At 69.8% G+C, this 25,447-nt stretch carries 14 protein-coding genes and 1 tRNA gene; 6 read left to right on the top strand and 9 right to left on the bottom strand.

What is annotated here, in order from left to right; all coding sequences use genetic code 11:
- Window positions 1-4: 4 nt before the first annotated feature.
- A tRNA-Ile gene (locus LXT21_RS39195) sits at window positions 5-78 on the bottom strand.
- 1,240 nt (window positions 79-1,318) lie between these two features.
- On the opposite strand from LXT21_RS39195, the gene LXT21_RS39190 reads away from it, so the two are divergent.
- From LXT21_RS39190 to LXT21_RS39165, 6 genes are read left to right on the top strand one after another with little or no spacing between them, the layout of a single operon-like run.
- Window positions 1,319-2,536, top strand: a complete 1,218-nt coding sequence (locus tag LXT21_RS39190) for an HlyD family secretion protein (RefSeq protein ID WP_254043359.1) — start codon at window positions 1,319-1,321, stop codon at window positions 2,534-2,536.
- 2 nt (window positions 2,537-2,538) lie between these two features.
- Complete coding sequence (locus LXT21_RS39185; protein WP_256572367.1) at window positions 2,539-5,262, top strand: ATP-binding cassette domain-containing protein; 2,724 nt, start codon at window positions 2,539-2,541, stop codon at window positions 5,260-5,262.
- Window positions 5,259-7,370 (top strand): ATP-binding cassette domain-containing protein, encoded by a 2,112-nt coding sequence (locus tag LXT21_RS39180; protein ID WP_254043357.1) that lies wholly within the window; start codon window positions 5,259-5,261, stop codon window positions 7,368-7,370. Before LXT21_RS39185 ends, LXT21_RS39180 begins: the two co-directional genes overlap by 4 nt.
- Entirely contained in the window at window positions 7,367-8,860 is a 1,494-nt protein-coding gene (locus tag LXT21_RS39175; protein WP_254043356.1) for a TolC family protein, read from the top strand. The genes LXT21_RS39180 and LXT21_RS39175 overlap by 4 nt, the downstream gene beginning before the upstream one ends.
- A 6-nt stretch (window positions 8,861-8,866) precedes the next feature.
- Window positions 8,867-10,615, top strand: coding sequence for a hypothetical protein (locus tag LXT21_RS39170; protein WP_254043355.1), 1,749 nt, complete (start codon window positions 8,867-8,869; stop codon window positions 10,613-10,615).
- Between the two features lie 8 nt (window positions 10,616-10,623).
- Window positions 10,624-11,637: a phosphotransferase enzyme family protein gene (locus LXT21_RS39165; RefSeq protein ID WP_254043354.1), complete on the top strand. Its 1,014-nt coding sequence runs from the start codon at window positions 10,624-10,626 to the stop codon at window positions 11,635-11,637.
- Between the two features lie 18 nt (window positions 11,638-11,655).
- Here the strand turns inward: LXT21_RS39165 and LXT21_RS39160 are convergent, their stop codons facing one another.
- From LXT21_RS39160 to LXT21_RS39125, 8 genes are all read right to left on the bottom strand, one after another.
- A complete protein-coding gene (locus LXT21_RS39160; RefSeq protein ID WP_254043353.1) occupies window positions 11,656-12,324 on the bottom strand; it encodes a Crp/Fnr family transcriptional regulator in 669 nt (222 codons plus the stop codon).
- A complete protein-coding gene (locus tag LXT21_RS39155; protein ID WP_254043352.1) occupies window positions 12,221-17,896 on the bottom strand; it encodes a choice-of-anchor D domain-containing protein in 5,676 nt (1,891 codons plus the stop codon). The genes LXT21_RS39160 and LXT21_RS39155 overlap by 104 nt, the downstream gene beginning before the upstream one ends.
- 134 nt (window positions 17,897-18,030) lie before the next feature.
- A complete protein-coding gene (locus LXT21_RS39150) occupies window positions 18,031-18,471 on the bottom strand; it encodes a hypothetical protein (RefSeq protein WP_254043351.1) in 441 nt (146 codons plus the stop codon).
- Window positions 18,468-22,124, bottom strand: coding sequence for a type VI secretion system membrane subunit TssM (locus LXT21_RS39145; protein ID WP_254043350.1), 3,657 nt, complete (start codon window positions 22,122-22,124; stop codon window positions 18,468-18,470). Before LXT21_RS39145 ends, LXT21_RS39150 begins: the two co-directional genes overlap by 4 nt.
- Before the next feature lie 3 nt (window positions 22,125-22,127).
- Window positions 22,128-22,430, bottom strand: coding sequence for a hypothetical protein (locus LXT21_RS39140; protein WP_254043349.1), 303 nt, complete (start codon window positions 22,428-22,430; stop codon window positions 22,128-22,130).
- A 10-nt stretch (window positions 22,431-22,440) separates the two neighbouring features.
- Window positions 22,441-23,082 (bottom strand): DotU family type IV/VI secretion system protein, encoded by a 642-nt coding sequence (locus tag LXT21_RS39135; protein ID WP_254043348.1) that lies wholly within the window; start codon window positions 23,080-23,082, stop codon window positions 22,441-22,443.
- Window positions 23,079-24,707, bottom strand: coding sequence for a type VI secretion system baseplate subunit TssF (locus LXT21_RS39130; RefSeq protein ID WP_254043347.1), 1,629 nt, complete (start codon window positions 24,705-24,707; stop codon window positions 23,079-23,081). Before LXT21_RS39130 ends, LXT21_RS39135 begins: the two co-directional genes overlap by 4 nt.
- A gap of 135 nt (window positions 24,708-24,842) precedes the next feature.
- Window positions 24,843-25,442 (bottom strand): hypothetical protein, encoded by a 600-nt coding sequence (locus LXT21_RS39125; protein ID WP_254043346.1) that lies wholly within the window; start codon window positions 25,440-25,442, stop codon window positions 24,843-24,845.
- Window positions 25,443-25,447 lie beyond the last annotated feature (5 nt).

Raw genomic sequence — 25,447 nt, 5'->3', positions numbered from 1 at the left:
GCAGTGGCCAGGGTCGGACTTGAACCGACTACCTGCGGATTATGAGACCGCCGCTCTAACCAGGTGAGCTACCTGGCCACAAAGTGACGCCCGTATAGCGGGACCTAGAGGCGGCCGCAAGGACTTCGACGCGGGGGGACTCGGGGAGGCCTGCTCGGGGCGGACTGGCGGTCCGGGCGCATGGCGGAGGGCGCTGGCAACAGGGCCTCCCGCCCTCGGGGGTTCAGGTCGCGACTTCAGGCCTCCGAGGGAACGTGAGACGGGTCCTCCGGACCGCGCCGATGCGCGCGCACCACCGCCCTCGCCGAGTCCCAGCGACCGGGTGGGGCAGGCCACGGTTCGTGAGCGCGGGAACTTCGCCGGTCGGGCCACTTGCACCCGAGGCTCGCGAAGAAGGCTCGCCCAGCGCGTTGCCATCCGCGTCGCCGACGCCACCCATGGAGGTCCGGGGCATGAAGTGAAGCGCACCGGATGAAACCTCTCATGCGACAACGACCTCGAGGCTCACCGCTACCTGGCGCAGTGGGCGGAGGCGCTCTTCGAGCTGGACCCGCGGGCCCTGGGCGCGGTCCTGAGACTCCAGGCTGGGGGCTTGGTTCCGGCCGACGGGTGGATCCAGTGACGACGAAGAAGTCTTGCGAGGACGGTGAGAAGTTCACTGAAGAACCTCCGTCAGGACGCCCCAAGACATTGCTTCGGAGGGTGGCCGCACCTTTCGGGTAGGCTTCTCCACTGCACGCCAGCCTTCACTCCGGGTGGTTGATTCATCAGGCGCGTGGCTGGCGCGAAATCATCTCAAGCCGGCTGATTCACTCATCCATGCCGCGTGGCACACGGCGTAGCAGGGATGAATGCCAGGCGGACCTGCCCGACTCGCGAGGTTGGGATTGAGGTGCCGCCTGATGGGGGCTCGAGCAACCTGGCAGGAGCGAGTCCCTGTAGGGGCAAGACGTTGCCGGAAATAAAAAGAGGAGCTGATGGAATGAGCCCCATCAACTCCTCTCGTACAGTCTGAAATGAGGTACGACCCGCCGAGACATCCGGCGTCAAGACAACTCACTACTTAGCGAGCCTTGGGGCCGCCGCGGACGTGGATCTTGATCTTCATGTGTGCCTCCTTTCAAGACGAACGCTAAGTGTAATCGAGTCTGGATGTCAAATCGAACAAACGATCAATGTGCGACGCATTGCGGCGATGTGGATGAGGCCCCGTGTTGCATCGAGGCGGCTGTATTCAGTCAATGGGCGCGTGAATCCCAAAGCAGCTTCCGAGGTGTTGACACGGCGCGACGATTAAGGCGACTTTCGTTCGCGGACCATGGCATATCCCTTCGAGCGAACCCTTCGTTCCCTGAATTACGAGTCGGACACGCGCCTCGTGTTCGTCGCTCTGATGGTGTTGTGCGCTGGCGGGCTCGTGGCCTGGTCGTTCTTCGCCAAGGTCCCGCTCGTCAAGGCCAGCTCACAGGCCCGGATCGAGCCACACAACGCCGTCCATCGCATCGAGCCGCCCAGTGCGGGCAGGGTCGTGCGCTCGCTGCTCAAGCTCGACCAGACGGTCAAGGAGGGCGACCTGCTCATCGAGTTCGACGCTCGGGCCGAGCGCCTCGAGCTCGAGCGGAGCAAGGCGACGCTCGCCGCGACCGAGAAGGAGCTCGCCATCATCCGCCAGCAGATCACCAACAAGCGTGACGAGGCGGCTTTGACGGCGGGGGTGGACGAGGTCGCGATCAAGGAGGCGCTGGAGCGGGAGCAGGAGCTCGGGCCCAGGCACCGGCTGGCGGTGGAGCGCGCGGAGCTGGCCCTCAAGGGCCCGACGGGCGCGGTCTCGGAGATGGAGAAGCTCGAGCGCACGACCGATGTCGACTCGCTCCGCTCCGCGCAGACGGCGCAGAGCCTGGCGATCACCCGACTGCGGCGCGAGCAGAACGTGCGCCGTCAAGCCCTCGCCGCGCAGCTGCTGACGCTCGAGCGCGAGGCGCTGGGCGCCGAGGGGCGGATCCGGGAGCTCCAGGGCGCCATCGACCGCCTCGAGTACCAGATCGAGCGGAAGCTGTACCGGGCGCCGGCCACGGGCCACCTGGTCGACGTGGCGGAGCTCGGCTCGGGAGCGTTCATCGCCGACGGGCAGCGGGTCGGCACCATCGTCGCGAGCGATGCCGAGGTGCGCGTGCGCGCCCGCTTCCCGAAGGAGGTCGTCGGGTTGATCGAGCCCGGCCAAACGGCGCGCCTCAAGCTCGATGGCTACCCGATGACCATCTACGGGACGGTCCCCGCCAGGGTGACGGCCGTCGGGACCGAGCCCGGCCAGACCGCCACCCCCGAGGCCATTCCCGGTACGGTGCGCGTCGAGCTCAAGTTCGCGCCGCCGGAGGATCCCCGCATCCAGCTCCGCCACGGCATGACCCTGACGGTGGAGGTCGAGGTCGCGCGGGCGTCGCCTGTCGCGCTGCTGATGCGGTCGGTCGGCGAATGGAATCCGCAGCCCGAGCAACCGCCCGTGACGGTGTTTCGGCCGGAAGCCGAGGCCCGCTGACCATGACTGCTCCCAGGCGCCGGCGCTCAGTCATTCCCGAGGTGATCCAGATCTCGGCGACGGATTGCGGCCCCGCATCACTCAAGAGCCTGTTCGCGGGGATGGGCGCCGAGCTCAACTATCGCGTCCTTCGCGAGGTGTGTCAGACGGACGTCGACGGCACCTCCATCGTCACGTTGGACGAGGTCGCGAACCAGCTCGGCCTCGACTCCGAGCAGGTGATGCTTCCGCTCGACCACGTGGTGGTCCCCGAAGCCAAGGCGCTCCCCGCCATCATCGTCACGCTCAGCGCGGGAGGACGGCCGCACTTCGTGGTGCTGTGGAAGCGCGTCGGCCCGTTCATCCAGGTCATGGACCCGGCGGCGGGCCGTCACTGGACCCGGATTTCGACGCTGCTGAGCCACCTGTATCAGCACACCACCTCCGTTCCGGAGGCTGGCTGGCGCGAGTGGGCTGGGACCGAGGAGGCGGTCGCGACGTTCGAGCGCCGCCTGCTGGACCTGGGCGCGACGCAGGCGCGGGCGCTGGTGGCCCGGGCGCTCGAGGACCCCGGGTACCTGTCGATCGCCAGGCTCGACGCCGCGTGTCGGGCGTCCGAGGCGATGATTCGCGCGGGCGCCATCCGGCGAGGCCGGACGGCGGCGGGGCTGCTGCAGTCCATGATGGCGAAGGACGACTCCGGCGAAGTGCCCATTCCCGCGACCTATTGGTCCGTCCGCCCCAACCCCGAGGTGGACGGCGAGCTGTCGATGTCCGGCGCGGTGCTGATGCGGGTTCGCGGTTGGCGCGAGGCCCCGCGCGAGGGCGAAGACGCGCCCAGGGCCGTGCTCGCCAGCGACCTGGCGACGGAGCTCGTCGCCCAGCAGGTGAGCCCGGCGCGGACGCTGCTGCGCCTGCGGGGCCAGGATTCGTGGGTCGTTCCGGGCCTGATCGCGGTGGGACTGCTGTTCGCCACCTTCGGGCGGCTCCTGCAGGCGCTGATGCTCCGGGGCGTGCTCGACCTGGGGCGCGACCTGGGCACGTTCGCGCAGCGTGCGACGGGCATGGCCGTTCTCGCGGGCGTCGCGCTCTGCTTCATGCTCATCCAGATCCCCATCTCCTTGGGGTTGCTCGGCATCGGCCGCCGGCTGGAGGTGCGGCTGCGCAAGGCGTACTTCGAGAAGCTCCCGGAGATGGAGGACCGCTATTTCCAGAGCCGGCTCGCCTCCGACATGGCGTCCCGTACGCACAACATCCAGGCGATGCGGTCGCTGCCGCTCCTGCTCTCGCAGGCCGCCATTCTGTCGCTCGAGGTCGTGAGCATCACCGCCGCGCTCATCTGGGCCGCACCGTACGCCTGGCACATCGTGCTCGCGCTCGCGGCCGTCACGCTGCTGGTGCCCCTGCTCGCGCAGAAGCTGCTCTTCGAGCCCGACCTGCGCGTGCAGATGCATTCGGGCGCGCTCAGCGGGTTCACCCTGAACGCGCTCGTCGGGCTCACGCCGATCCGCATCCACGGCGCCGAGCGGTCGCTGCGCCGCGCGCAGGAGACCTTGCTCGTCAGCTGGACCCAGGCGCGCTATTGGCTGCAGACGCTGTCGGTCGGGTTCGAAGGCGTGCTGATGCTGGTGAGCTACGCCTTCGTCATGCTGCTCGTCTATTCGTACCTCGCGGGCACGAGCCGGGCTTCGCTGGTGTTGTTGGTGGTCTATTGGGCGCTGCGCTTCCCCATCCTCGGCCAGCGACTGATGATGCTGAGCCGGGCGTTCCCCAATGCGATGAACCGGGTCCGTCGGCTGCTCGACGTCATCGGTGACATCCAGGAGCCGCGGGCCCTGCCCGAGGTGCCAGCGCAGGCGCCTGTCGCGCCCGAGTCCCCGGCGGCCGCGAGCGGTGTTTCCATCGTGATGGAGAAGGTCCGCGTGAAGGGCGGCGGTCACACCATCCTCGACAAGGTCTCCTTGAACATCGCCCCCGGCGAGCACGTGGCCGTCGTCGGCGTCTCCGGCGCGGGCAAGTCGACGCTGGTCGGCCTGCTGCTCGGCTGGCTCCGGCCGGCGCGAGGGGAGATCCGGGTCGACGGGCAGGTGCTCGACCAGGCCGCCATCGAGCGGCTGCGGCGCACCTCGGCCTGGGTGGACCCGGCGATCAGCCTCTGGAACCAGAGCCTCCTGGACAACCTCCGGTATGGCAACGACGGCGCGCACGGCTGGGCACTGTCGGGGGCGCTGAAGGGCGCCGAGATGCTCGACATCCTCGAGGCGCTCCCAGACGGGCTGCAGACGTCGTTGGGCGAAGGCGGAGGGCTGGTCTCGGGCGGCCAGGGGCAGCGCGTGCGACTGGCGCGCGCGATGCTTCGCTCCGGCGTGCGGCTGGCCATCCTCGACGAGCCCTTCCGCGGGCTGGATCGCGACCGGCGCGCGCGGCTCCTCGCCGAGTCCCGGCGGCTCTGGGCGGACATCACGCTCCTCTGCGTCACCCACGACGTCGAGCACACCCAGGAGTTCGATCGCGTGCTCGTGGTCGAGAACGGTCGGATCCTCGAGAACGGGTCGCCGAAGGAGCTGCTCGCGAACAAGGACTCGCGGTACGCCGTGCTCCTTCGCGCCGACCAGGAGAACCGCACGCTGCTCTGGGGCGGTGGGAACTGGCGCCATTGGTGGTTGTCGGGCGGCCAGCTGGTGGAGAAGCCGGCGCCGAAGCCGGTGGAGAAGCCCGCCGCGGGCGGGTTGGAGCTGGTGGGATGACGGCCTCGCACTCCGACCTGTTGTGGCCGGTCGAGCGACTGCCCGACGCGCTGGAGCAACTGGCGCAGCGGCAGGGCTATGGCAGGCCCGCGGGAGAGATCGCTCCGCCCGCGGCGGCTGTCGAGCCGAGCCGGGTCTGGATGTTCGCGCTCGGAGATCGACTCGGCGTGGAGCTCGAGCCGATCACGCCGCTCTACCACGAGCTGCCCGACGTCCTCGCGCGCGCCGCGCCCTGCATCCTCCAGGTCCGGCGAGCCGGCGTCCCGTCCTACCTGGTGCTGCTGGGGACGCGGCGCGGGAAGCTGCGCCTGCTCGCGCGCGAAGGCGCGGTGGTCCTGGTCCCGAGCAAGAGCGCGCTCGCGCTCCTGCGCGAGGAGCAGGAGGCGACCGTCGCGGAGGTGGACCAATTGCTCGCCGGCGTGGAGATGTCGCCCCGCGCGCGCGAGCACGCCCGCTCGAAGATGCTGTTGCAGCGGCTCGGCCAGGCGCAGCTGCGCACCGGGTGGATCATGCGCCCCCGGCGCACCGCGAGCCGGCGGACGCTGCTCGGCGACATCCCGTCGCTCGTCGCCGGCATCCTGGTGAGCCACACGCTCCTCTCGCTGGTGCTGGCCGGCTCGTTCTGGCTGCTCGGCCGGGCCGCGCTCCAGGCCCACCTCGAGACCGGCTGGTTCCTGGGGTGGATCGCCGTGATTGCCTGCGCGATTCCGCTGCGCATGCTCGAGGTGTGGTGGCAGGGCGTGTTCTCGATCCGGCTCGGAACGCTGCTCAAGCAGCAGCTCCTGGCGGGGACCCTCAAGCTGACCCCCGACGAGGTGCGGCTCGACGGCATCGGCCGCCACTTCGGCCGCGTCGCCGAGGCCGAGGTCGTCGAGCAGCTGGCGGTCGGCGGCGCCCTGCTCGCGGTGTTGTCGCTCGTCGACCTGGTCCTGGCGGGCGCCATCCTCGTGCTCGGGGCGGGAGGGTGGCCCCAGACGCTGGTGCTCGTCCTGTGGGTCGTGGTCGCGTTCGTCCTCGCGCGCCGCCACTACGGCGTCCAGCGGACCTGGTCGAACTCGCGTGTGGAGATCACCCACGACCTGCTCGAGCGCATGCTCGGCCATCGGACGCGGCTGGCGCAGCTCCCCCTCGAGCGCTGGCATGACGGCGAAGACGTCCGCTTGAGCGCCTACTCCGAGGTCTCGAAGGTCATGGACCGCAGGACCATGCAGCTGACCGCGCTCCTGCGCGACGGCTGGCTGGTGCTCGCCCTTTTGACCCTGCTGCCGGCGTTCAGCACCGGGACCGCCAATGCAAGCGCGCTGGCGGTGTCCGTGGGCGGCGTCCTGCTCGCGCTGCGGGCCTTCGACGAGGTCTCCGTCTACTTCCAGCAGGTCTCCCAGGCGGCGGTGTCGTTCGAGCAGATCCGCGACTTGTTGCTCGCGGTGGGCCGCCCCGAGCTGGAATCGAAGGTTCCACTGGAGATGGAGGGAGGCCAGCCCACGGACGCCGCCAGCAGGACCCTCATCGAGGCGCGGGGCGTGACCTTCCGGCACGACGCGCGCACCCGGCCGGTGCTCGAGAACTGCTCGTTCCAGATCGCGCAGGATGACCGCATCCTGCTGGAGGGCCCCTCGGGCGGTGGCAAGTCGACGCTGGTGTCGCTGCTCACGGGCCTGAGGGCGCCGCAGGGTGGGGTGATGCTGCTGCACGCGCTGGACCGCGCGACGTTCGGCTCCTCGGGCTGGCGCAAGCGCATCACCGCCGCGCCGCAGTTCCACGAGAACCACGTCCTGTCCGGCAGCTTCGCGTACAACCTCCTGCTCGGGCGCGAGTGGCCGACCTCGCCCGAGCTGCGGACCAAGGCCGCCGCGCTGTGCAAGGAGCTCGGGCTGGACGAGTTGATCGCCAAGATGCCCGCGGGCCTCGAGGAGATGATCGGCGAGACCGGCTGGCAGCTCTCCCACGGCGAGAAGAGCCGGCTCTACATCGCGCGCACGCTGCTGCAGGGGGTCGAGCTGGTCATCCTCGATGAGAGCTTCGCCTCCCTGGATCCCGAGACCATGCGGGTCGCGCAGCGCTGCGTCCTCAACCACGCGAAAGCCCTCGTGGTCGTCAGTCACCCATGAGCCTTCGACTCACGCTCGCCCTCCTCGCGACGACCTGCTCCGGTTGTGGGCTGGTCCGTCCCGTCGTCGTCACACCGCCTCCGGCGCCAGGCAGCTACTCGACCGCCGTCGAGCCGCGCCCCGAGCCGCCCCCACCGTCCAGCGCACCCGAGGGTGCGGCTCCAAGCCCTCCGCCGCCGAAGGAGGGCGGGCCCGCGCAGCCCGCGGAGCACGTCACCCAGGACGAGGTCTGGTGGTCGGCGTTCGCTGACCCGGCGCTCGACACGGCCATCCAGGAGTGCTTCGGCAACAGCCTGGTCCTGCACGACGTGCGGGACCTCATCTACGAGAACCAGCTGGACCCCAACGTGCCGCAAGGTTGGTGGTACCCGCTCCAGGTCGGCATCCTCAACCCGGCGGGGCTGAGTCATGTGGTCGCCATCGTTCCGCCCGCGCCGGCGACCCAGGCCAGGTACAGCCTCGCCACCGCCGATTTCGGCGTGTCCTACCAGGTCGACCTGTTCGGGAACCTCGCCGCGCAGCGCCGCGCGGGAATGAACTTCGCGGAGCAGCAGCGGCAGCTCACCGAGGCCCGCGTCCAGGACCTGGCGCTGCGCATCACCCAGGTCTGGTTCGACATCCTCGAGGCCCGCGCGCTCCGGGACCTGACGCAGCGGCAGATCGACTACAACAAAGAGCTGCTCCGGCTGATTCAAGCGCGGTTCGAGCAGCACCTCACGCCCCACCTCGCGGTGCTGCAGCAGGAGCAGCTGCTGCTGAACCTCGAAGCGCAGGTGCCGCTGATCTCCGCCCGGAACGCGCTCTTGAATTCGGAGCTGAAGGCGCTGCTGGGCCGGGTCCCCAGCCCCGCGGACGACATCGTTCCCCCCGAGCGACAGCTCCCCGACCTTCCTCCTTCGCCCAGGCTCGGATCGCCAGGAGACCTGAACGCGAACACGCCCGAGATGCGGCTCGCGGAGCTGCGTGTCGCCGAGGTCGAGCACCGCATCAACGCGAACCGGGCGAGCTGGCTTCCGACGATTGAACTGGTGGGCAGCATCGGCGCCGCGAAGGTCGGCCTCTCGGAGCCGGTCCTCGGCCAGTCCTTCGCCGGAGTGAACCTGACCTGGGCCCTGTTCGACGGACGGCGATTCACCGAGCACAAGCGCCTGCCCATCCAGCTCCACCGTCGCCATGTCCAATACCAGCTCGCCCTGAACACCGCGATCGGACGGGTGCAGGATGCCGTGGTCCAGGAGGAGACCGGGGCGACGAGCCTGCGCGCCCTGCGTGCGCAGGTCCAGCTCGGGCGGCAGCTCCTGGACGAGGCGAGGCGGCTCTTCGAGCAGGGGCGCTCGGACTATCTGACGGTGCTCTCCGCCCTGACGAATCTGGTCGGGCTGGAGCGCGCGAGTCTGCAAGCGCAGCGGCTGCTGCTCAACCATCGCGTCGCGGTCTATCGTTCGCTCGGCGGCACCTGGTCGCGCGACGTCACACTGAATCGGGAGTGATAAGCCATGGCACAGCTGCAAGCGGATGAGTTGCTCTACATTCCCAATCGAAAGCGGCTCACGCACGACCGGATCGACGCAGGTGATGGCCAGAAGGTCCTGCACCTCTTCTATGGCGAGGTGGAGCTCATCTTCGACGAGCCGGACATCGCGCCCTTGGGTGAGAAGCTGCTCCAGCTCGAGCAGTTCCAAGCCTCCGACGCCATGGCGTGGTCGGACGGCGCGCCCCATTCCTGGGAGAAGATCCGGGACCTGCTCGAGATGTTGATGGAGCAGCGGGTGTTGAGGCGCGTCTCGGAGGCGCCCGTGGGCCGCACCGCGGTGTCCTACCCTGAGCGGTTGGGAGACGTGCCCGCCGGGCGTGAGCCGCTCACGTTCGGCGCCCACGACAATCGTTGCCCCGTGCTGACCGAACAGGCGTTCGGGCGGGCCTTCGAGCTGTCGAACCTCGAGGTGGTCGTGCCGGTCTACCGCGTGGCGCATCCGGCGCTCGACAGTGACGGCCGACAGGTGGGCGAGAACAACGTCGCGCCGCGCACCTTGTTCCTCGACCTCCCCACCGTGCGCAAGCAGTGCCACTACGCGGGGAGCCGCTACCAGAGCGAGCTCCCGATGAACGTGACCGCGATGAAGGGCATGGCGCGTCAGTGGCCGGAGCTGCTCTCGTTGACGGAGCAGTTCCGCCGGGCCTACCTCGCGCGCATGCCGCCCCGGACCCCGGGCGTGCTCACCGCGGGCGAGCTCCACATGCAGGTCGTCTGCACGCTCGCGTCGGTGGGGTACGTGCTGGTGCGGGGCGTCGACCCGGCGCGGAACGGAGAGCTCGACAGCGGGCTCTCGGCCATGTTCCGGTTGATCGACGGAGTCCGCCTGGTCACCAACGACCTGGTGCGCGAGGCCCCCGAGCAGCCCGTCACCGCGCAGACCATCATGGACTACGCCGAGCGTCACGCCGTCTTCCATGGTCCGCACGGCGTGTGCGCCGGGCCGCCGGCGCTGATCAACGAGTACATGCAGGTGTTGACCGGCGCGGCCCCAGCGCCCATCGATGTCCAGCCCGACATCGCGGCGCGCCTCGGGGATCTCGACGCCGCGCTCGATTACGGCCTGCTCGGGCAGCGCGTCGAGTCGGTGGTCCGCTTCCTCGGGGCGAGCCAGGGGCTGCTCCACGAGCGGCTCCGGGCGGCGTTCGCCGGACACCTCCCGCGCACCGCGCTGCAGGAGTTCGTGGAGGCGCCCATCGACGTCGCGCGCTACCCGCTGCTCCGGGACGACTTCCCCCTCGTCGAGACCTACCAGCGAGAGATCAAGCTCAGCCGCTGGTTGTTCGCCCGCATTGGCGAGGCCTTCCCCGGCACGCCCCAGGGCACCTCGCTGGATGAGCTGTCGACGCTGGACCCCGCCGAGCAGGCCACGAGTCAGCGGAGACTGGCCGAGTTCTTCGCGCATGGGCTGCCGGGAGACAAGGTCGTGGCGGAGCCCCTCTGCGGTGAGCTCGCTGGCGTCGTTGCCAGTGTGTTCGCCCTCGAGCGTCGGTGCCTGCGCGTCGTCGAGCGCGAGCAGTCGATGCTGAACCAGCGGCTCCGGCGCGAGGATCACCCCCTGACCGGCATGGACCTGGCTGCGTTCACGAGGCCGCGCAATGGCCCCCCCTTGGCGGAGACCCTCGCGCGCGGCCTGGGCGTCTCGGTCACCAGCCACGCCGCCTCGACCGTGCTGAGCTACGGTGAGCGCAACCTCACGCTGAAGGACTAGAGGATTCGATGCATCCAGAGCTCGTCCGCCGCTTCCACGAACCGATTCGCGATGAGGCCGCGCGCCGGTATGGCCTGTCGCCCGAGCAGCTCACCGAGCTGAAGGCCTTCGAGAACTTCGTCTACGAGGCGGAGAACGACGACGGCGAGAGCCTCATCCTGCGCATCTCGCACAGCACGCGACGAACCATCGACTACACGCTGGGGGAGGTCGAGTTCGTCCGCTACCTGGCCGCCGCGCGCATCCCCATCGCCTCGCCGGTCCTCTCCGATTCGGGGCAGTTCGTGGAGCGCATCGAAGACCGCGAGCCCGGCAGCTACTTCGTCGCCACCGCGTTCGAGCGCGCGCCGGGCATCGTCTTCGACGACGCGCCTCCGCTCAAGGAGCGCTACTGGAAGGCCCCGCTGTTCCGCGACCTGGGCCGGCTGTTCGCGCGGCTCCACAACCGCGCCCAGACCTACGTGCCGTCGAGCCCCAGGCTCAAGCGCCAGGAATGGCATGAGTACGACGTGGTCGACATCGACCGGTTCGCGCCCCCCGAGGAAAAGCTCGTTCGCGAGCGCACCGCGGCCATCATCGCGCGACTGAACCAGCTGCCGCGAACGCCGGAGAGCTACGGGCTGATCCACGCGGATCTCCACATGCACAACTTCTGCTTCGCGGAAGGGAAGATCACCGCGTTCGACTTCGACAACAGCGAGTACGCGTGGTTCGTCAAGGACATCGCGGTGCTCCTCTTCTACATCGCGCGTGGCGAGGAGCGGGATGCGCGCGACGCAGCCGTCACTGCGTTCCTGGGGCCGTTCCTCGAAGGGTATCGGGAGCACCGACCGATGGAGCGCGAGTGGCTCGCGGCCGTGCCGGACCTGCTCGCGCTCCAGCGCTCGATGAACTACGCGCTGTTCCACCAGTATCGCGACCCGGCCGTGCTCGACGAGAGCACGCTCGACCGGTGGGGGCGGTTCAAGCGGGACATCGAAGCGGACACCCCCGTCCTGCAGATTGATTTCACGCGCTTCTAGCGCGAGGGATGGGGGCCCTCAGGGCCGGTTCAAACCCATCCACTCGTCCTCCAGCCGTGGCTCCTGTACGAGGGTGATGTCACCGCCCTCGTAGCGGACCCAGCCATCCCGCACGAAGGTCCGCAGCCACTTGTTCGTGCTCTCCCGCGTCAAGCCGCACAGGTTGGCCAGCTCCGTCTGGGTGAACTTCTGGGTGATGGTGGTGCCCCCTTCGCCCGGGCTCCCGAAGTGCCTCGCGAGCTCGAGCAACACGCGCTCCAGGCGCGTGCGCGCGTCGAGGAAGCTCGTGTCATGGATGCGCTGGGTGACCTGTCGCACCAACCGGCTCAGCGTCGTGAGCAACCCCAGCGCGACCTGGGGACGCGTGGAGAGATAGTGCTGGAAGTCCCTGCGCTGCAATCGCAGGACATCGACCTCCCCCCGCGCGACGGCATCCGTCGAGAGCGGCGCTCCATCCAGCAGGGACGTCTCACCGAAGAAGTCACCCCGTTGCAGCAGCGAGAGGATGACCTCCTTCCCGTCCGAGGAAGACAGGCGCATGGAGACCTGTCCCTTGCGGATGATGTGGAGCGTCGTCGCGATGTCACCTCGGTGGAAGATGACCTCTCCACAGGCGTAGCGCTGCGCATGGACCAGCGTGGAGATCCGGTCCACCTCCTCGCGAGGAAGTCCCTCGAAGAGGGTCACCTGACCGAGCAATCCTGAATAAGACATGGGACTCCTGGGGCGTGTTGGCTCCGCCCGGGAATTGGGGGAGTGGCGGTCCAGCCACGTCTCGATTTGAGCCCATGCTCGCTGTCTGTGAAGAAAACATACCAATCAATAGGCTTTTTATGGCGACAATGCCATCAATGCAAGACGTGAAATGGCTTGTAGTGCCATGTCTCGCGGCGCTTCCTCCGTGCGGGCCTGTCTCATCATGGATTCCGGACGGGCGTCGGCGTCTCACGCCCAGGCCCAGCAGGAGCAGCCCGCCAGTCCAGAGTGCTCCGTCTCCGCCCGCGGCGCAGGACAGTCCGCCTCCTTCGCTGTCGAGCGCCCGGCCCTGGCCTCGCAATGTGATGACCACCTCCGCCTGGAATGGCCTGGGTGACGCGTCCGCGCTCGCCAGCCGCAGGCCGAGGTGCTCCTCGGCGGGGCCTCCCGCCTGAGGAGAGAAGCGCAGGGACAGCTCCAGGCTGCCTCCGGGCGGTAGTTGCCGGGGCAAGTCCTGCGTCTCCAGGATGAATGCCGCTCCTGGCGGCTTCAATACGTGGACCGTGGCCGGGACGTCGGACTTGTTGGTGAGGGTGACGGTTCGCGGCTCCCCAGGCACGCCCTTGTCGGCCCAGCCGAAGTCCAGGCTCGTGGTGTCGACGGACAGGAAGCTCTCCTCGCCGCGGCCTCGGAGGGTCATCGTCGCGGCCTCGGGCTGCGTGGAGGTGGCCAATACCAGCCGGGCCTCCGAGCGCGCGACGACCTGGGGCGCGAACTCGAGCTTCATCTTGATGCGTCCTCCACTCGGGATGCTCAGCTCGGACCTGCTGTCGTCCTGGTCCGGGAAGGAGACGTGGAAGTCGCCCGCGCGCTCCCCGTCTGGTGTTGGGCGGAGCAGCGTGACGGTCTCGCTGCTGTCATTGGTGAGCTCGAGGACCTCGGAGGTCCGCTCGGACAGGCGGAGCGTGCCGAAGTCGACCACCGGCCTCAGGTCCTTGAAGACGGACGTGAGCCCCTCGCCCCGCAGATTCACCGAGCCCTCCATCGTCTCGCTCCCCGTGCCCGAGGGCCTGGGCGCGTCGCTCGTGATTCTCAGCTCCGCCATCGATTTGACGCCGGCCCTCGGCAGGAAGGTCACCTCCACGTCCAGGGACTCGCCTGGGGCCAGCGGCGACCAGCTGAAGGGCGGCACGTGGAAGTGGTCCGCCTGCGTGTCCACGGCCGTCCGCGAGGCGTCCTCGACGACGGACACGGAGGTGATGGTGATGGGGGCGATGGAGTCGTTCCTGAGCGTCACCCGCTTCCTGGGCGCGACGGCGGACCCCGCCACCGCCTTGCCGAAGCCCAGCTCCTCCGGCGAGAGCTCCAGCACGCTGGACCAGCCTCGTCCTGAGAGCAACACGCTGTACCGGCTGCTCGAGGAGTCGTCCGACGTCACCACCAGGCTCGCGGCCGAGCTCGTCAGGCGCGTGGGCTTGAAGTGCACCGTGACTTTCATCGAGCCCTTCACCGGCAGCGTCGTGGCCCCAGGGGGGCTCAGCACCATGAACTGGTCCTTGTCGGGGCCGTCCAGCTCGACCTTGGTGACGGTCAGCTCGCCCGCTGCCGTGACCCCTCCATCCGCCTGCGTGCCCGCGTCCGCCCGCGCGGCGTTCTCCAGCGTGAGGGTGATGGGCGTGGAGGTCGTGGCGACGCGGACCCGACCGAAGTCCACCTGGCTCACCGGCGTGTCACCCGTCTCGGGCCGGCTCACCCGCAGGCGGGTCGTCGTGGCGGTCCCCATCACGTCGAAGTCGACCGGGAGCGAGCCCGCGAGGAACACGGTGCCCTTCGCCCGTCTCAGCCCCGCCGAGGAGCCGCTCCGCGGCGTGAAGTACAGCGGCAGGTCCACGTGCTGGAGCGGCGCGAGCGAGCCGGAGGGGAGCGCGCCCGTCCGGAAGTCACCGGGTGGCTCGAACTGCACACCGGAGACGGTCAGCGACACGGTGCTCGCGTTGGTGAGCCGCAGCAGCTGCGCGGGGGACTCCGCCAGCACGTTCGTCGGCGCGAAGTGGACCTGGAGCGGTGAGACGAGCAGCCCCGCGGAGGCCTTGGCGCTCAGCGGGATTTCGAGCGAGCTGGCGTTGGGCTCCGCCTTCGCGTTGTTGCTGACGATGATGAGCCTCCCCGTGTGCGTCACCGTGTCGCTGATGGGCTGGGTCCTGACGCGCAGGTCCACCTGCTCGCCGGGCTGGAGGGTGAGGTTCGTCACCGCGTCGGCGCAGTCGGCGGGGAGCGTGTAGTACGTGCAGAAGTAGGGCGTCGCCTCGCTGGAGAGGGTGATGGCGGCGATTCGCAGCGGCGCGGTGCCCTTGTTCAACAGGACGATGGTGCTCGGAGCGCTCGCGGTGTTCAGGGGCGGGGCGAAGTCGAGGCTCGTCGCTCCCAGTCGCTCCAGCTCCGGGGCGGTGACGTTGCCCTGCACGAAGAAGGTGAAGGTGGAGGTGTTGTCCCCGTTCGAGTTGCTCTGGATGAAGTACTTCTCGTTGATGGAGGACGGCACGGCCTTCGTGGGGTGGAAGGTGACGTCGTAGAGCACCGTCCCGTTCACCGGGATTCGGATGGGCCACCGGTGCACGACGGGAGGCCCACTGCCCGAGGTGGTGCGGGGCTCGCCGATGTTGACGATGCCGCTCGGCGTCTCGCTCTCGGGGTAGGGCTTGGAGATCTCGAGTGGCGCCGAGCCCCGGTTGACGATGGTCCGCGTCTGCACCACGCGCTCGTCCTTGGGGACGTTGGTGAACTGGGTGAGCGGCGGCCCGAAGTCACCGATGGGCGTGACGACCCGTCCGGTGAGGGGAATGGTGATGTTCCGCGTCGGCGCGTTCGCGAAGCTCACCGAGAGGTCTCGCGTCTCGGAGGCGGTGCTCGACGTCGGATTGAAGATGACCTTGATGGCCCTCTCGGCACCGGGGTCGATGCGGGTCTCCGGCCAACGGTCGACCGCGTACGTGAAGGTCGTCCCCGCGTCCGTCGACGGCAGGATGTCCAAGTCATTGATGTGGATGGTGACCTCGCTCGCGTTCGTCACCGTGACGGTCTTCTCCTGGGTCCCCCCGGGGAGCGTCTCGAAGTCGAGGCTGGAGGGCGAGAACTGCACGAGCAGCTGGGCGCCCCGGCCGCTCAACGGGATGACCCGCGTGACGCGGGGCGTGCTGGTGGCGCCTTCATAGGTGATGCTCAGCTCTCCCGAATAGAGCTCGTGAGTCACGGGCTTGAACGTGACCCGGAGCGGTGTCCTGCGCGAGCCACCCGGCGCGATGGCGAGCTCGCTGGCCGGGATGAAGTCCGTCGTGAAGACGGCGGAGCTGGACTTGACGTCCACGATGCGGAGGCTCGCGGTGCTGGTGGGCCTGTTGCTGATGCCCAGCATCAGCTCGCGGGTGTTTCCCAGCTGCGTCGCGCTGAACGCGAGCGAGGAGAGGTCGAAGTCCGCGATGGGACCGGAGGCCGTGCCCTGGAGCAGGAGCTCGGGGCCGCGAACCTGCGTCGTGCCCACCCGGGCCTGGAAGTGGGGGGCCACGGCCTTGGCTCCAGCGCTCTGGGGTGTGAAGGCGAAGTCGAGCTTCTGCGCCATCCCAGGCGCGAGCAGCAGGGGCTGGGGAACGTGGCTCACGAGCGTGAAGTCCTCGCTCCCGCCGAGGGAGATTCCGTCCAGGGTGACGCTCCTCGTCCCCTGGTTCGTCAGCGTCACCGACTGGGACGGAGAGCGGCCGAAGGGAAGCTCGGGACTGAAGGACAGCGCGCTCTTGTCCAGCGACAGGGAGACGCGGGCGGTGCCTGTCAGCGGAACCGACGTCCCGGTCGCGTCGAGGGTGTTCTGGATGACGAGCGTCCGCGTGAATCTCGCGGGCTGTGAGGGGCTGAAGGTGACGAGGAGGCTTCGCGTCTCGTGGGGCGGTACGACGAGCCCCTCCACCGGGAGGCCGCTGACGGAGTACGGCGGGCCAGGAGGTTCGACCGAGGCGACGATGGTGACCGGGACCGCGCGGTGATTGGTGAGGTGGACGGACTGTGAGCGCGCGCTGTCCAGGTCCAGGTCGTGGTCCGCGAAGTCGAGCGCGGAGGGCGTCACGTCGAGCAGGCTCTTGACGACGAGGCCCTGGAGGGGCGCTTCGAACACGGTGTTGGATACCGCGTCGACGAGTCGGAGCGCGCCGTCGACCGGTCCACTGGGCTGGCCCGTGCTGTCGAACGTCACCACCACGGCCCTGCTCTGGCCGGGCTCGATGACGAGCGCGCCAGGATTCACGCCGAAGGGATTCACGGCCCGCGCGGTGAGCGTGGAGAGCGCGAGCTCCAGGGGGATGTTGCCCTGGTTGTGGAGCGTCACCTCACGGCTCTGCCGGTCCGCGCTGCCGTCCGCTCGCGTGGAGAACTGGAGCGAGGAGGGGGAGAGGTTCAAGGCACGGAGGGTCGCGGCGGCCTGTCCCGTGAGGAGGACCGTCGGCGCTGTCCCCTGGCTGTTGCTCGTCACGCGGAGGCGCGCCTCGTGCGAGCCCGCGCGCGTGGGTTTGAACCGCACGAAGAGCGTGTGTTCGTCCCCGGGCTCCAGGGACACGGGGGACACCGGTGTCACCTCGAAGTGACTCGCCGCCTCGGGCGACGGTTGGCCCACGAGTCCCACGCTCGAGATGTCCAGCCTCGCGCCTCCTTGGTTCTTCACCGTCACCGGGAGCGAGGCACTCGTCGCGCCCACCGTGCTCGCGAACTCGAGGGAGGGAGGGCTCAGGACGAGCGTGGGGTGCGCGTTGCGAGAGGCGACGAGCCGGATGCGCTGGGCGGGCAGGCACGGGTCACTGCTGGAGACGACGAGGGTCTCGATGAAGAGGGGCTCGCCCGTGGCGGGTGGCGCGAAGGTCACCTTCATGGGGAGCTGCTCGTTCGCTCCCACGCGCGACTGCGCGAGCTGCACCGAGAAGGGGCTGTTGACGCTGGTCCTCAGCGAGGTGAGCTCCTCCGTGCCGCTGTTCATCAACATCACGGTGCGCGTCCCCGTGGTACCCGCCTCGTCCAGGGAGACTCGCAGCGGCGAGGCGATGGGCTCGAGCCTCGGGCCCGTCCCTCTTCCCGAGAGAGGAACTTCGAGGGGCAGGCCGCTCGGCTCGTCGCTGTGGATGAACAGGCTCCCGGAGGTGTGCCCGGGGATGCTCGGCTCGAAGGTGACGCGCACTCGGACGGTCTTCTGGCTCCCCAGGGAATAGGGCAGCGCCACTGTCGCCCCGGCCTCGTCGCGGAGCTCCGTGTACGCGAAGGGCCCCGTCGCGCGAACGAAGTGCAGCCTCCGCGCTGTCTGGCTGTCGTTGAGGATGAGGACGTCCCGCGCGTCGCTGCGCGTGCAGACCCGCTGAGGGTCGAAGCCCAGGCCCGAGGTTTCGAGCTTCATGGGAATCATCGAGCCCTTCGGCGGACTGACGACGAGGCCCGAGGACGACGGGCTCTCGGGAGGGGCGGACGGCGCTGTGGGGCCACAAGCGCAGAGCCACTGGAGCCCCGCCAGGACGAGCCAAGGAGACCACTTCATTGCGCACCTCGCTTGCGTTTCGCGGGAGGGAGTCGAGACATGGCGCGGCCGACCGCGCGCCGGAGTCCGGGCACGCGTGGTGGGCCGCGAGGGGCGGGCGATGCCGCGCTCAGGGCGGCGGCGCGGGGCTGGCTTCAGTCGCTGGCGAGGGGGGGGGCCGCGGGTGGCTCCTCCGCGGCGCCGTGCTGTTGGATGCGTCCCTCGCGCAGCTCGATGTCCACGGAGGGCGGGAGCGGGGTGGCGATGAAGGACTGCCAGGCGCCGTCGGGCGCGGTGAAGAGGAAGGAGACGGCCAGGGCCGAGTCGGCGGGGACCTTCACGGGGACGCGCAGGAGCGTGCCCGGATAGATGATCTCCGAGTGGATGACCGCAGGGCCGGGCTGGACGACGCGGGCGGAGACGTCGTCGTAGGACTCGGTGGCGTACTGCTTGGGCTCCACCTTGCGCACGAGCATGTAGAGCGGGCGCCCTTGATTGGTGCCGGGTGGAGCCCTGACGTTGAGCTGGAGCGTGGCGGGCCCACAGGCGGCCGAGAACAGGGCCGCGACGACGCAGCCTCCGATTTGACGTCTCATCGAGGAGTCTCCCGGAAGAGCGCCCAGGGCTCGCCCCGGATGCCGAAGCGCAGCTCCATCGCGTGCTGGGGGCTCGCGGCGCCACGCGAGCGCAGCCGCCACAGCCGTTGTTGCTGGCCGGTGGGCTGCGACTCCTCGAGCAGTCGGAAGCAGCTCCAGGCGGAGCGGCTCTTGGGCAGGGACGCGTATTGGATGGCCTGCTGCTCGGGCGAGCGCAGCTCCAGGACGAGCGACGCGGTCTGCTGGTCCCACCAGTCGAGCGAGAACGCCTGCCAGGAGGGGCTCTGGTTGTAGGCGAAGGCCGCGGTCCTTCCGCACTTGAGCGAGCCCAGCGTCACGAAGCTGTCGGGTCTGGGCGCCTGGGGCAACGGGAGCGCCATGACCTGGAGCATGAGGGGACGGGGACGCCCCTCGTCATCCCACAGCGACTTGGAGAGTCTGGAGAGCCTGCTGAGCGTCGACAGCAGGTCCTCGGGCAGGTTCAGCCGTCCGCGCAGCGCGCCCCGGTGGACCCACTCCGTCCCGCGCTCCTCGGCGACGGGGGAGACGACGCGGTCCACGAAGGCCCAGAGCCCGCCATCCCTCCGGCGAAGCACGTCGAGGTCCCCCGGCTCGACTTCCTGGAGCGCCTCGGGGGCGAACGGATAGCGGTTCATCAGGGGGCGCAGCGTGAGCGCGCTGTGCTCCTCCCACTGTTGCCGCAAGGTCCGCTCCAGCTCCTGTTGTCCCAGCGCGCGCGCTCGCAGGAATGGCTGACGGAAGGGTTCGCGCAGCTCGCCGATGACGCCTCGCTGGTCCAACCACGCGTCCACCTTGCGCAGGTACGAGCCTTCCTCCTCGAGCATCATCGAGAGCGCCACCCGGCCCAGCGGGGTGAGCAGCTCGGTGAGCCTCGCGGCGCCTCGACCTCGCTTGTCGGCGGTGTCCACCGCGGCGGGGGCGCTCGCCGGTGACGTGGCGTGGAGCTCGTCCGAGAGCTGCGCGACGAGCGTCCGGTAGGGAGTGAGCAGCTCGTAGTTGCCGCGCTCGTCCGGCTTCATCAACTGGACGATGGGCGTGAACGGGGCCACGGCGTTGCGGAGCGATTCGTAGTACGGCCCTTCGAGCGGCTCCAGGCTCGCGCCCTTGGCCGTGTCGCGCAGCAGGTCCACCAGCTCCGAGGATGGCTGGAGCAGCTGCGTCAGCGCTTCGGAGAGCAGGCCTGGAGTGGGCGCATCGAACGCGTGGGCGCGCACGCGCTGGAAGAGCCGCTGACGGTACTGCGATGCGAACTGGTCCACCTGGCGACGGACCTGCTCCTGTCGCTGCGAGGACTCCTCGACGGACAGGGTGGCGTTCTTCATGCGCTGGGAGAACTCGTCCACCAGGGGGCGGATGCGGGTGTCGAACGTCCGCCGCGCCTCGACGACGCTCGGGGTGGACGGTCGGAGGCCCGGCGCCTCCTCGGCACCGAAGGTCAGGTGGCCCGTCTTCTCGTACTGGCGCAGGAGGGCCTGGTGGAGTTGCCGCGCGCTGTCCGTCGGGTGGAACTCGAGCGGCCCCTGCGTCACGGTGACCTGGAAGGGACCCCGGGTGGTGGCGCCAGGAGTCCAGAGGCCGTCGCGTACGAGCAGCTCCGCCACGCTCATCCGCCGCGCGGCCTCGAGCCCCTGGTACACCTCGTCCTCCATGCGCAGGATGCCCGCGAGCACGTCGCGGTGCGCGTTCATCCACTCCAGGGCTCGCAGCGTGGAGGGCAGCCCCAGGAAGCGGCGCGTGTCGACCCGGGCCTCGGAGGCCTCGAGCAGCTCGAGCGCGCGCGGCAGGGCGGCGAACGTCACGCTGTCGTCGAGCCAGGCTCCCAGCCGTCCGCGCTCGTCGCGCAGCGCCGCGAGCTCCGCGTCGAGCCGAGTCTTCGCCCACGGCTCCACGGCCTGGTCTCTCAGGAACTCGTGGAGTCGCTTGAGGTGCTCCTGCCAGGGGGCGAGCTGTCCTTCCAATGTGAAGGCCTCGCGGAACGGCCAGCGGGCCCAGTCCGCCTCGGGTGTGGCCGGTGCCTGCCAGGGCCTGTCGCTGATGGCGACATAGTCTCCGACGAGCGACTCGACCAGGTTGACGGCGCTCAGCCACGAGCGCCCGGCTTCGAGCGGCGCGGGCTCCGTGGCGGAGTGGGACTGGGCATCCTCTCCGAGGTTCCACGTGCGCTGGCCGTGGAGGCTGGCGAGGACGAACTGGCCGAGCGGCTCGGCGCTCGAGGCGTGCAGGGCGGCCAGGAGGAAGACGACCTGCTCGGGGCGGCACGTGTCCGGTTGTTGGTGGCAGCGCTCCAGCGCGGGGCGCAGGTGGGCCTCGCGGATGCCACGCGTCAGCCGCTTGCGCAGGTCCTCGCGGTCCTCGGAGAAGGCGGAGGCGAGCGGGGGCCAATACCCCATGGCTCTCCACATCCGGTCCATGGCCTGACCCGCGGCGAGCACCTGCTCCCGCGCCACGCCGCCGGAGATGGCCTGTCCCTGGTCACGCATCCGCTTCACGGTGCTCTCGAAGCGCCCCACGTGCTCACGGGCCTCGGACAGACGCCACGCGAGGTGGGCATGGGCGGCCACCATGGGCGCGCCACACGCGAGGCCCAGGAGCGCCGCGCGGCGCAGGTGCGTGCGCAGATAGCGCCCGCGCAGGGCCTGGGCGTCATGCACGTCGCCCGTCACGGAGAGCACCCCTGTCGCCCGCGCGGAGGGCGAGGACAGGTACACGCGCGACAGTCGGGGGACGAAGGCCAGCGTGTCGCCTTCGAGCAGCGAGGTGGTGAAGCGCGCCAGGGCCTCGAAGGGGCGCTGTCCCTGGGAGTAGAAGCGCTCCAGCCGGTCGAACGCGTCCACTGGGAGGGACGTCAGCCCCAGCGCCAGGTGCTGCTCCTGCGAGGCCAGCAGGGACGCCACCTGGCCCTCCTCGCCGCGAGGCGGGAGCGGGAAGGAGAGCGGGACGCGGTGGGACTGGAGCAGCCGGCAGAAGTCCTCGAACCCCTCCAGCGAGTCCAGGTGGGTCAAGCACAGGCGCGTGTCCACGGGGCCACCGCGCACGTCGGCGAGCAGGTTGAGCTTGCCGCGCAAGAGCTGTGCGGCCCGGCGCACCTCGTCGGGTGCTGTCTCCGAAAGCCAGCGCGCGTCCAGGACGAGCACGGCGAGCCCGTGCTGTCCCCGGCCGAGTGAGTCCTTCCACAGCCGACGCAGGGCCGAGCGGGCCTGTGGCGTGTCATCCTCGAGCAACGTGGCGGACAGCTCCTGCACGACGGAGTCGGGCCCGAGGTAGAGCTTCAGCAGCGCGTCGCTCGTGTGGCTGGGGAGGAACTGGCGCGCCTGTCGTCGCCAGTCCACGTCCAGGTCGATGAGCTTCGACTTGCCGCTGCCGGCCAGGCCGAGCACCACCGCGCACGGCAAGTCCTTCACCGTCGTCCGCTGGGGCCAGGGCAACGCGGCGTGGAAGGCCTCGCGGACCTTGCGCAGCCGACGGCTCGACATGGGCCGTGGTGCACTCGACGCCGGGGAGCCACGCGGGCGTCGACGCATCCACCGCGCGAGCGCGATGACGAGCGCCACCAGCAACAGCGCCGCCACCACGGCCAGGAGCCAGGGCTTGTACGGGGCCGCGCCGGCCCAGAGGTCGCGAAGTGTCTGCATGACTCAGTCCTCGGCCTGGCTCGCGCGAGCGCGACGCTGCAGCGCCTCCAGGATGTCCTCGAGCGTGTCCAGCACCCGCGCGAGCCGCACGCGCTCCTCCTGCTGTCGCTGGGGAGGCAGGTGCAGCCCTCCTGGCCCGGGGTGCAGCGCCGCCACGCCCTGGCGCAGCTCGGTCATCAGCGGCGCCACGCCGGCCTTCAGCGGGCCCAGCTCCGCATCGACGCGCAGCTCCAGCGTCGCGAGCAGCGCGGGTGCGAAGTCGTCCGGAACTCTCGCGGGTCCAGTCTTCGGAGAGGGAGTGTCCATGGCGTGGCCCTCAGCGCGACAGCCACCACAGAAGGCCCTGCAGCCCCAGGACGCAGAGGCACGCGCCGGCGTAGTAGCGGGCAGGGAACTCGTAGAGCAGAGGCCGCGCGTCGGCGTGCGGCGCGGCTGGCGATGGCGCGGGCTCCGGCGTGACGAGGCGGGCCGCCAGCCTTTGCTTGTACTCGCGCAGCTTCGCGGTGTCGCCATGGTGCCTGCCACCGAAGCCCGCGGTGAGACAGAAGTGCAGCAGCTCGAAGACCAGGGGCGATGCTCCCGGCTGGTCCAGCTTCTGGTCCGCCAGTTCGTAGAACGAATCCCCACCGCCCTCCTCGCCCAGCAGTCGCTGCTGGAGCAGGGGCCACAGGTACTGCTCGGCCTCGGCGAGCCGCCGCAGCACGCGCTCATCCACCAGGAAGATGAAGGGCCTGGAGGCCTCCTCCACCACCTCGGCGCGATGGTGTGCGCCCAGCCCTGCGCGCAAGCCCTCCACCGAGGACAGGAGCTGCGCCTGCAATTGTTGAAGCCCCACGCGGCCCACGCGCACCTCGGTGCGTCCCTCGGCCCCGTCGCTCTCGGCCGGCAGCCATTGGTCCAGCAGGCCCAGCACCCGCCGGTACTCGGTGAAGACACACCTCCAGAGCTCCAGGTTCATCCGCGCCCCCAGGGCTCGAAGGGGCCCGCCCCGGCCACCTCGGCGCGCAGCTCCACGGCCGCCTCTCCGTTCCACGCATCCAGCAGCGCGTGCACCTGCTCGAGCCAACACGCCACCAGCGGCTCCAGGCCCGCCTCGAAGGGCTCCAGCAGCGCGTCGTACACATGGCGCAGCCCCGTGCCTCGCGCACTCGCTCCCGGCAGGGCCACGACCCGCAGCGCGCGCAGCAGCGGGGTGATGGGCCGGAGGGCGCCCGGCTCCGACGCGCCCAGCAGCGACAGCAGCGCCACCAACTCGTCGCGCTCCAGCGTGGAGCGGTTCTTCCACGACAGGAGCTGGACCAGGGCCGTCACGTCCTCGCGCACGTCACTGTCCCTCGCGGGCTGGACATCGCCCACGGCCCGCCAGCGCAGCCCCTCCACGTGCACACCCGGCGTCGTCACCTCCAACGGGCCCGTGGCCTCCGCGGCGAAGTGGGGCTGATACCAGAGCGCCTCCACGTGCAGTTGGCGCGGCTCCAGGAACGCCGCTGGCATGTGGACCAGCACCTGATGCAGCGGGCCTCCGTCCGGAGCGCTCAGCGTCTCCAACTCGTACGCGGGCCCCGCGCCAGGGACCTGCGCTGGGCGAAGAGGCTCACGGCCTCGCGGGCCTTGCAGGTACACGCCCGTCACCGAGTGCAAACGCACGCCACGCTCATTGCGCGCGCCGAGCAACGGGTGCTCCGTGCGGGTGCCATCCAGGGTGATGGGCTGGGCGGGCGCGGCCTCGAGGTTGACGACGGGCGCGACGAAGCAATGGAACAGTCCCCCGGCCCACGCCTTCTTCAAATCCAGACACAGGCTGAAGCCGCTCCAGGCCCGCAGGGTGGGGGCCACGCGCACGTGCAGGAACAAGCCCTGCTCCGGGAGCTGGAAGAAGGACCGGGCGCGCTCGAGGGGATTCTCGTAGGTGCTCCGGCTGTCCACGTCGAAGGGCGCGCGCTCGAAGGAGTGCTCGCAGGCCAGCCCCGTCGAGCGCTCATCCGCCTTCGCGTCGTACACCACGCTCACCCGCGTCAGGTGCTGGCGCAGCGCGTGGTGCGTGGCCAGCGAGCTGGCGTAGTCCTCCAGGTGGCGCACGTGGAGGCCGAGCACGCCCACCGGGTCCCTGCGCGGGAACGCCGCGGCGAAGCGGAGGATGAGGCGATGTCCGCCGCCCGCCAGGGGCACCGCCCGCGTCTCCTCCAGGAAGATGGGCAGCACGCGCAAGTCCGACTGGAGGCGGAAGCAACCCGGCTCGCCGCCCGCGGGCCGCAATCGCAGCTGCGTGCCGCGAGGCAGCACCACCGCCTCCACCATCTTCTCGGTGGGGACGGCCTGCACCAGGCCCGCGGCGGGACGTGGCTCCAGCAGGCTCTGGAAGTAGCTGGAGAACAGCCGCGTCCACGTCGAGCGCAGGTTCTGGAGGGTCGCGTGGCGCGTCTGCACGGAGAAGAAGGCCAGCGCCTCCACCATCCGGCGCACGTCCGGGTCCTCCTGCTCCAGGGGCACGCCGGGATAGGTGTGTCGGAACTCCTGGCGGAAGCGCTCGAGCGCGGCCAGCTCCGCGAGGTAGTCCTGATACAGCCGTGTCGTCGCACCCATTGCGTGACGCATCCATTCCCCCTGGGCCCCACGAGGACCCAGGCAGCGCTGACTGTGGCGCTTCCGAAGCGGCGGGGCTGTGAGGCGCCCCATAGGAAAGAAGTGAACGGCTTCACACCCGGCCCGGGCGTGTCCTCAGCCGAGCTTCACCAGCGAGCCGCTCACGGACGTCAGCTCGCCCTTCAGCTCGGCGACACCCGAGGACTCGAGCCCGAGCTGGCCCTGGGCCTTCACGTTGACGAGGGGCGCCGCGAGCTCCGCGCGGGACTTGCCCTCGAGCTCCAGCGTCACGCCCTCCAGCTTCAGCGGCCCCGCGGTGCCGCGCAGCCTCCCCTCCATCCCCTCGAGCGACAGCTTCCGGGTGGCCTTCACCTGGACGTCCGCGCTGGAGGAGAGCAGCGCGTCCTGCGTGGCCTTCTGCGTGAGCTTCGCGCTGGAGGTGAGCGACATGTCCTCCTGGCTCCGCAACCGCATGCCCTTGTCACTCGTCCACTCGGACTCCTTCCGGGAGTGGAGTCGGATGGAGTCCGCGTCCACGGCGAACTCCCCGCATTCGACGCGGATGCCTTCGGGTCGCTGCACGAAGGTGCTCGTGTCGGAGTCGCTCTTCACCTCCAACGTCAGCGTCTTGCCATTCAACGTCACCGTCTGGGTGAGCCTCTCCTCGGGGGCCTCGACGGTGACGATGAGGCCCTTCTCCTTGTCCAGGTCGATGGTGCAGATGAGCTTCGCCATGGCGT

Origin of the sequence: Myxococcus guangdongensis (genome assembly GCF_024198255.1) — a bacterium.
In the GTDB taxonomy this organism is placed as follows: Bacteria; Myxococcota; Myxococcia; order Myxococcales; family Myxococcaceae; genus Myxococcus; species Myxococcus guangdongensis.
This window is presented reverse-complemented; position numbering and strand designations above follow the sequence as displayed.

Bases quoted from the DNA above. Each gene is read 5' to 3' on its own strand.
- LXT21_RS39190 (WP_254043359.1), top strand. From the start codon at position 1,319: ATGGCATATCCCTTCGAGCGAACCCTTCGTTCCCTGAATTACGAGTCG.
- LXT21_RS39185 (WP_256572367.1), top strand. From the start codon at position 2,539: ATGACTGCTCCCAGGCGCCGGCGCTCAGTCATTCCCGAGGTGATCCAG.
- LXT21_RS39180 (WP_254043357.1), top strand. From the start codon at position 5,259: ATGACGGCCTCGCACTCCGACCTGTTGTGGCCGGTCGAGCGACTGCCC.
- LXT21_RS39175 (WP_254043356.1), top strand. From the start codon at position 7,367: ATGAGCCTTCGACTCACGCTCGCCCTCCTCGCGACGACCTGCTCCGGT.
- LXT21_RS39170 (WP_254043355.1), top strand. From the start codon at position 8,867: ATGGCACAGCTGCAAGCGGATGAGTTGCTCTACATTCCCAATCGAAAG.
- LXT21_RS39165 (WP_254043354.1), top strand. From the start codon at position 10,624: ATGCATCCAGAGCTCGTCCGCCGCTTCCACGAACCGATTCGCGATGAG.
- LXT21_RS39155 (WP_254043352.1), bottom strand. From the start codon at position 17,896: ATGAAGTGGTCTCCTTGGCTCGTCCTGGCGGGGCTCCAGTGGCTCTGC.
- LXT21_RS39150 (WP_254043351.1), bottom strand. From the start codon at position 18,471: ATGAGACGTCAAATCGGAGGCTGCGTCGTCGCGGCCCTGTTCTCGGCC.
- LXT21_RS39145 (WP_254043350.1), bottom strand. From the start codon at position 22,124: ATGCAGACACTTCGCGACCTCTGGGCCGGCGCGGCCCCGTACAAGCCC.
- LXT21_RS39140 (WP_254043349.1), bottom strand. From the start codon at position 22,430: ATGGACACTCCCTCTCCGAAGACTGGACCCGCGAGAGTTCCGGACGAC.
- LXT21_RS39135 (WP_254043348.1), bottom strand. From the start codon at position 23,082: ATGAACCTGGAGCTCTGGAGGTGTGTCTTCACCGAGTACCGGCGGGTG.
- LXT21_RS39130 (WP_254043347.1), bottom strand. From the start codon at position 24,707: ATGGGTGCGACGACACGGCTGTATCAGGACTACCTCGCGGAGCTGGCC.
- LXT21_RS39125 (WP_254043346.1), bottom strand. From the start codon at position 25,442: ATGGCGAAGCTCATCTGCACCATCGACCTGGACAAGGAGAAGGGCCTC.